Source organism: Haloferax sp. s1 (assembly GCF_058382125.1).
This window is the reverse complement of record NZ_JBZRPK010000089.1, coordinates 1-982: the sequence shown is the minus strand read 5'-3', so window position 1 is coordinate 982 and position 982 is coordinate 1. Positions and strand designations below refer to the sequence as shown.

At 62.5% G+C, this 982-nt stretch carries 1 protein-coding gene; it reads left to right on the top strand.

The window, feature by feature from the left end:
- The coding region (locus QT222_RS00610; RefSeq protein ID WP_491475963.1) for a CARDB domain-containing protein at positions 1–982 on the top strand (982 nt) is incomplete at both ends.

The window sequence follows — 982 nt, the reverse complement described above, 5'->3', positions numbered from 1 at the left end:
CAACGTGTTCACCGACGACGCGCGCTCACTCGACGTACAGTCACCAGCGTCATTCGAATCCAGTAACCTGGCCGAAGCACCGTGGCAGGTCCCCCCCGGTTCCAACGTGACCGAGAACGCGACCATCGAGAACGTCGGCGATATCGCAGGAAGCTACAATGCGACACTCGTCGTCGACGGGACCACACAGGGTACGTCGCAGAGCGGGAGTCTGGCACCCGGAAACTCGACGACGGTGAGCTTCACGAAGACGCTCAACACCGCCGGCAGCTACAACGTCACTATCGATGAACGCTCGACCGAGAGCGACGAACTCATCTCGAAGTCCGTCCGCGTCGTCGCGGCCGCAAATTCGAGTGTGACCAACGTGTCGGTCGCTCCGTCGACTATCAACACCGCCGAGCGCTACTCGATCACCGCGACAGTCGAGAACACCGGCGGACTCTCGGACGTTGTCGACCTGACGTACACCGTCTCCAACGAAAGTACGGAAGAAGTCTACAACACCACGCAGACGCTCGTCGTCGGTCCCGACGCGACCGAACAAAAGACCGTCTCGACGCTCGCCCCGCAGGAACTCGGCTCCGACGACATCGAGAACTTCACCGTCGAAGTCAACGATGTCGAGGCGAACACGAAGCTGACGGTCGCGAAGTCCGACCGGCTTCCGCCGACGATTCGACTCCAGACGCCGTCGCAGGGGCTGACCCCGTACGGCACGCCCATCAACCTCTCCGTTACTGATGGCTCGGGCGTCGACTCGGCAACCTACAGCTTCGGTAACGACTCGAAGACGCTCTCGCTCGGCGCGAACGGCACCGCGACTATCGCGACCGACTCGCTCGAAGAGGGTCAGAAGACGCTCACCGTCACCGCGACGGACACGGAGGGTAACGAACTCACGCGGACCTTCCAGTTCGACCTCGTCTCCTCGCCGCGTATCAAGAGCGTCACCCCGACCGACGTCGCCGGTCCGTCGAGC